At 50.0% G+C, this 5,925-nt stretch carries 4 protein-coding genes; all 4 read left to right on the top strand.

The features are described from left to right. Nucleotides 1–215: 215 nt before the first annotated feature. Nucleotides 216–2,159: an EAL domain-containing protein gene (locus CWB99_RS22710; protein ID WP_138551581.1), complete on the top strand. Its 1,944-nt coding sequence runs from the start codon at nt 216–218 to the stop codon at nt 2,157–2,159. Between the two features lie 172 nt (nt 2,160–2,331). Further along, entirely contained in the window at nt 2,332–2,913 is a 582-nt protein-coding gene (gene rsxA, locus CWB99_RS22705; RefSeq protein ID WP_010386487.1) for an electron transport complex subunit RsxA, read from the top strand. A 1-nt stretch (nt 2,914) separates the two neighbouring features. Further along, nucleotides 2,915–3,469, top strand: coding sequence for an electron transport complex subunit RsxB (gene rsxB, locus CWB99_RS22700; RefSeq protein ID WP_046006703.1), 555 nt, complete (start codon nt 2,915–2,917; stop codon nt 3,467–3,469). A gap of 9 nt (nt 3,470–3,478) precedes the next feature. Next, a partial coding sequence (gene rsxC / locus CWB99_RS22695; RefSeq protein WP_138686229.1) for an electron transport complex subunit RsxC occupies nt 3,479–5,925 on the top strand: 2,447 nt, incomplete at its 3' end.

Below are 5,925 nucleotides of genomic sequence, written 5' to 3'. Positions count from 1 at the left end.
GAGTCGGGGAGGGGGAGCCATCTCATTATATTCCCTTCTTTATCTTTAATTCCTGCTTACTTCATATTGGCAATTGTTCGATTATATTAGACTTTTTCTAATGAATGCTCTACCCTACAGGCATTCTAGGCGGCTATTTCACTCCTCAAAAATGCTGCTAAAGCAAGTCAGTCGACGAACGGAATTTAATCCCAGTTTCAGGTAGATGAATAACAATGGCAGGTTTTAAAAAACTCATATTTCTCCAGCTCGTTTCCTGGATTGTTTTTTCTGCGCTTGGTAGCTTCTTGATTGCAAGCAGCTTTGACAACGCCGTCAGCAGAGCCCAGCAAAATGCACAGAGCATGGTAAGCAACTATATTCAGGAAAAAACCATGGCAGATGTCACGCCCGAGCATATTCGCTTGTCTCTTGGCAGTGGCAATGTCTTTTCTTCCTTTATTGTGCGCGACTTTGCCGGGCAAACCGTACTCAACATCAATACCCAAAGCGAAATGCCCATATTAGCGGGCATGATTGCCGACACACTAAACTCAATTAGACCCCAGTTTGCGGTTAATAAAAGTAAAGACATCAAAATTGAATTTTTAATCAATGTGCAGAGTCAAGCTCAGCTGTTACAGCAGGCGCTTGTTTTCATGATCATCATCTCCGCACTGATGGCCTTTATACCCATCTTTTATATGAAGACAATTTATCGCAAGCTTAACCGCAATGTCAGTATGACGGTTGCCGATGCGGTTGACATCTATATTACTCAGAATCAGGTCACTGAAAGCATAGATCAGGATTTCAACACCAATAAAGTGGCTGAGCTTGGTGCAGAATTGGCGCCCTCTTTCAATCGACTTGCGCACTTTTTAAAGAGCAAGCAGGAAGACATTAAGTCAGCGGCCCAGTCTATCAAACAAGAAGCCTATAAAGATGTGGTGACCGGACTTGGAAACCGCAATATGTTTGTTGAGTACTACGAACACCAAATTGAGTCAGCCAGCGACAAGAGCTTCGGTTCACTGGCAATGGTGCGCTGCAGTGAACTGCAAATGATTAACCAAACTCGAGGCTATCAGAAAGGCGATCTGTATATTAAAGGAATTGCCGACATCGTAAAACATGTCAGCGGTACTTACACAGGTAGCCAGGTATTCCGACTGAACAGCTCAGATTTTGCGGTTATCTTGCCAAATATCCCGTCTAAAGAAGCTGAGCGTTTTGGTGAAACCCTGCAAGCCAGATTCACCCAGTATCAGCAAAACCAGGAATTAAGTTCGGTTGCGAACACAGGTATTGTCCCTTATGAGTCGGGCAAGCCTTTAGGCGAATTGCTATCCGTTGTGGACAACGCTATGAGTATGGCCCAAAGCAAGCAAGCCAACGCCTGGCACCTGCAACGCGAAACCGATTTAGTGAATAATGTTGGCGCGGGTTTCGGGAACCAGAACTGGCGACGCGTTATTCGTGAAGTCATAGAAAGCCGTCGCGTTATGCTGATGATGCAGAACATTATGCCAATTGGTAAAAATGTCAAAGCCTATGCCGAAATACAAGCACGCTTTAAAACCGAAGACGGGCAAATGCTACCCACGGCCTCTTTCCTGGCAATGGCCGAAAAATTGGAAATGGCGGTAGAAATTGATCAACTCATCATTGACACCTCAATCGAGATGATTAAGTCGCGCAACTTCAATGAGAAGTTCTTTGGTATCAATGTAACCGCGTCCAGTGCGCACAGCGATCAGTTTGTAATTTGGCTTGAGCGACGCTTATTAAAAGAAGCCAACCTGGCATCTAAGCTTATCTTTGAAGTCAGCGAATTCGGCTTGCAACAGAATATCAAAGCCAGTAAGCGCTTTATCGATATGGTACACCGGGTTGGTGCTCGGATAACCGTTGAACGATTCGGTGTGGGACTCACATCCTTTAAGTTCTTCCGCGACCTGAAACCCGACTTTATTAAGATGGATGCCAGCTATACCCGAGGACTGGAAGAAGACAAAAACAACCAGTACTTTATGCGTCTGATGGTCGACCTCGCTCACCGTATCGGGGTCAGTGTGTTTGCCGAAGGAGTCGAAAGCCAGGAAGAAAAACACATCGTTGAAACCTTATGTCTGGATGGCGTTCAGGGTTATTACATCGAAAAGCCAAAAGAAATTTAATACTCTGATGACAAAGGGGCGAGTCTGTCGCCCTTTTGTCAACTTTACTAGCCATTTTTAACAAACTTTCCCCCCTCTCTCCCGGCTAAATGCTGTGATCTCAAGCCCGAAATTGTTAGAATTCTCAGTCTATTCTGGTTCTCTGTAAATTCATTCACACTAAGGGGCAAGCATGACAGAGTATATTCTGTTGCTTATTGGCACAGTGCTGGTAAATAACTTTGTATTGGTGCAATTCCTCGGCTTGTGCCCGTTTATGGGTGTCTCGGGCAAACTCGAAACCGCTATTGGTATGTCACTCGCGACCACCTTCGTTCTGACGTTGGCTTCTGTCACCAGCTACCTGGTCAATCAATACATTTTGCTGCCACTGGATCTCACCTTCCTGCGCACCATGAGCTTTATTTTGGTGATTGCTGTGGTTGTGCAGTTTACAGAGATGGTCGTTCGCAAGACCAGCCCAACCTTATATCGCCTGCTCGGTATTTTCCTGCCGCTTATCACCACTAACTGCGCGGTGTTAGGGGTTGCGCTGCTCAATATCAAAAATGACCACACTTTCATTGGTTCGGCGGTGTATGGGTTTGGCGCTGCCGTTGGCTTTTCACTGGTGCTGGTCTTGTTTGCCGCACTGAGAGAGCGTCTGGCCGTCGCGGATGTACCGGCACCATTTAAAGGTGCCTCAATTGCCATGATCACAGCCGGACTGATGTCGCTGGCCTTTATGGGTTTTTCTGGATTGGTGAAGTTCTAAGATGACACTGTTTTATGCACTAATTGCCATCGGCGCACTGGCGCTGGTTTTTGGCCTTATTCTCGGCTACGCCGCCGTAAAGTACCGGGTTGAAAGCAACCCCATTGTTGATCAGGTAGATGCCATCTTGCCGCAAACACAATGTGGTCAGTGTGGCTACCCCGGTTGTCGCCCCTATGCAGAAGCGATTGCGAATGGTGATGACGTAAATAAATGTCCACCTGGTGGCGAGGCAACGGTGAAAAAACTGGCCGATTTAATGGGCGTTGAGGCCAAGCCTCTGGCCGGGGGTGAAGAAGCAGAGCCCATTAAGAAGGTTGCCTATATACGCGAAGATGAGTGTATTGGTTGTACTAAGTGTATTCAGGCCTGTCCGGTTGATGCCATCGTCGGCGCGACCCGGCAAATGCATACCGTCATTGCAGACGAGTGTACCGGCTGCGACCTGTGTGTTGACCCCTGCCCTGTCGATTGTATTGATATGATCCCGGTGGCACAAACCGTCCAAACCTGGAAATGGCAAATTGATGCCATTCCTGTAAAGCAAATCGACTAAGAGGTTTAAGTGGAAACTTTACTTGAGCAAATTGAACACGGTAAATTGTGGCAGTTTCCCGGCGGCATTCATCCACCGGAGCAAAAATCTGTGTCAAATCAGGCGAGTATTGGTCGTATTCCCCTGCCCGACTATCTGGTGCTACCTCTGAAGCAACATATTGGAGCCAACGGTCAGCTGCTGGTAAATAAAGGGGACAGGGTACTAAAAGGTCAGGCATTGACCCGCCCGGGTGCAAACTGGTCTTTGCCTGTGCATGCGCCAACTTCTGGGGTGATCAGTGACATCAAACCTATGCCTTCAGCACACCCTTCCGCTTTACCTGAATTGAGTATCGTACTCACGCCAGACGGAGAGGACAGCTGGTGTGAACTTAGTCCGGTTTCGGACTTCACCCAGCTAGATAACCAGGCCTTGATCGACATTATTCACCATGCCGGTATTGCCGGAATGGGCGGTGCGGGTTTTCCAACCTATGTCAAAGCCGACAGCGCAAAGCATAAACCAGTTGAATTTTTAGTGGTCAACGGCGTTGAGTGCGAGCCTTACATCACCGCAGATGATCTGCTCATGCGCGAACATGCCGAGCAAATTGTGCAGGGCATAGAGATCATGCAGCACCTGCTAAGCCCGGAATATGTGCTGGTTGGTATTGAAACCAACAAACCTGAGGCTATTCAGGCGATGACCGCGGCGGCCGCTCACAATAGCAAAATCCTGATCCGTGGCCTGCCGGTTAAATACCCCTCGGGCGGTGAGAAACAATTGATCCAGGTATTGACCTCTAAAGAAGTCCCCAGTGGCGGAATACCTGCCGATGTTGGCGTCTTGGTACAGAATGTCGGTACTTTGTTTGCCGTCAGCGAAGCCGTATGCAAAGGCAAACCGCTGATTGAGCGCGTGGTAACTGTGACCGGAAACACCATCCAGACACCACAAAATGTCTGGGCACTGCTGGGCACAGAGATTAAGCACTTACTTACTTGCCAGGGCTTTGAACCTGTGGCAGAACAGCGTGTTATCATGGGTGGTCCTATGATGGGCTTTACCCTGCCAACGGTGCGAATTCCAGTCGTAAAAACCACCAACTGTATTCTGGCACCGGATAACCAGGAGCTGGCCGTTGCCGGCCCCGAACAGGCATGTATTCGTTGTAGCGCATGTGCCGATGCCTGTCCTCAAACCCTGCTGCCACAACAACTGCAGTGGTTTGCCAAAGGCAAAGAGTACGACAAACTGGAAGAACACAATTTGTTCGACTGTATTGAGTGTGGTGCTTGCGCCTATGTCTGTCCGAGTGAGATTCCATTGGTGCAGTACTACCGGGTTGCCAAAGCAGAGATCCGCGAACAGAAACTGGAAAAAGTGAAAGCGGAGCGTGCAAAGGAGCGTTTTGAGGCACGTAAAGAGCGCCTAGAGCGGGAGCAGGAAGAGCGTCAGAATCGCCATAAACGCTCAGCGCGCAGCAGTACCCGCAGTGCAGAGCAAAGCGATAAAGTCAGCGCCGCGATGGAGCGCGTCAAACAGAAAAAAGACGGCCAGTCCGCAGTACAGGCTGCGATAGAACGGGCTAAGGCTAAGAAATCGGCCGATGGCACACTGGAGCCAGACAATTCAGAGGTCGCGCTGGAGCGCGCTAAGCGCAAAGAAAAAGCGCGTCAGTACAAAGCAGAAAAAGACGCACAAGCTGCCCCTGAGATGCATGCCGGCGGAGAAGGCTCACGCAAAGATGCCGTTGCCGCCGCCATAGCAAGGGCTAAAGCTAAAAAAGCAGCACAACAAAATGACGCGACTGACTCTTCAGCTGCCACAGCAGAGGATCCGCGTAAAGCCGCTGTTGCTGCGGCCATTGCACGCGCCAAAGCGAAAAAATCAGCCCAGCAGGACAACGAGGCAACACCGTCACAAAGCGACACAGGAACCGAAGATCCTCGCAAGGCTGCCGTTGCCGCCGCCATCGCTCGTGCTAAAGCAAAGAAAGCCGCTAAAGAGACCGAGCAATCAACAGATGCTGAACCAGCCGAGGCCAACGCAGAGCCGGAAGATCCCCGCAATGCTGCTGTTGCCGCTGCAATTGCCCGTGCTAAGGCAAAGAAAGCCGCCAAAGAAGCCGAGCAGCAAGCAGACGCAGATCCTGCAGAGACTGACGCTGAACCGGAAGACCCTCGCAAGGCTGCCGTTGCCGCCGCCATCGCTCGTGCTAAAGCAAAGAAAGCCGCTAAAGAGACCGAGCAATCAACAGATGCTGAACCAGCCGAGGCCAACGCTGAGCCGGAAGATCCTCGCAAGGCCGCCGTTGCAGCTGCGATTGCCCGTGCTAAGGCAAAGAAAGCAGCCAAAGAAGCCGAGCTGCAAACGGATACAGTCGCGGACGAGGCGCAACCCGTCGAGACAGACGCTGAGCCGGAAGATCCTCGCAAGGCCGCCGTCGCTGCTGCGATTGCCCGCGCTAAGGC

Origin of the sequence: Pseudoalteromonas rubra, from assembly GCF_005887095.1 — a bacterium.
Lineage (GTDB): Bacteria > Pseudomonadota > Gammaproteobacteria > Enterobacterales > Alteromonadaceae > Pseudoalteromonas > Pseudoalteromonas rubra_E.
Note: the sequence above shows the minus strand (reverse complement) of the source record. Positions and strands in the feature narration are given on the sequence as shown.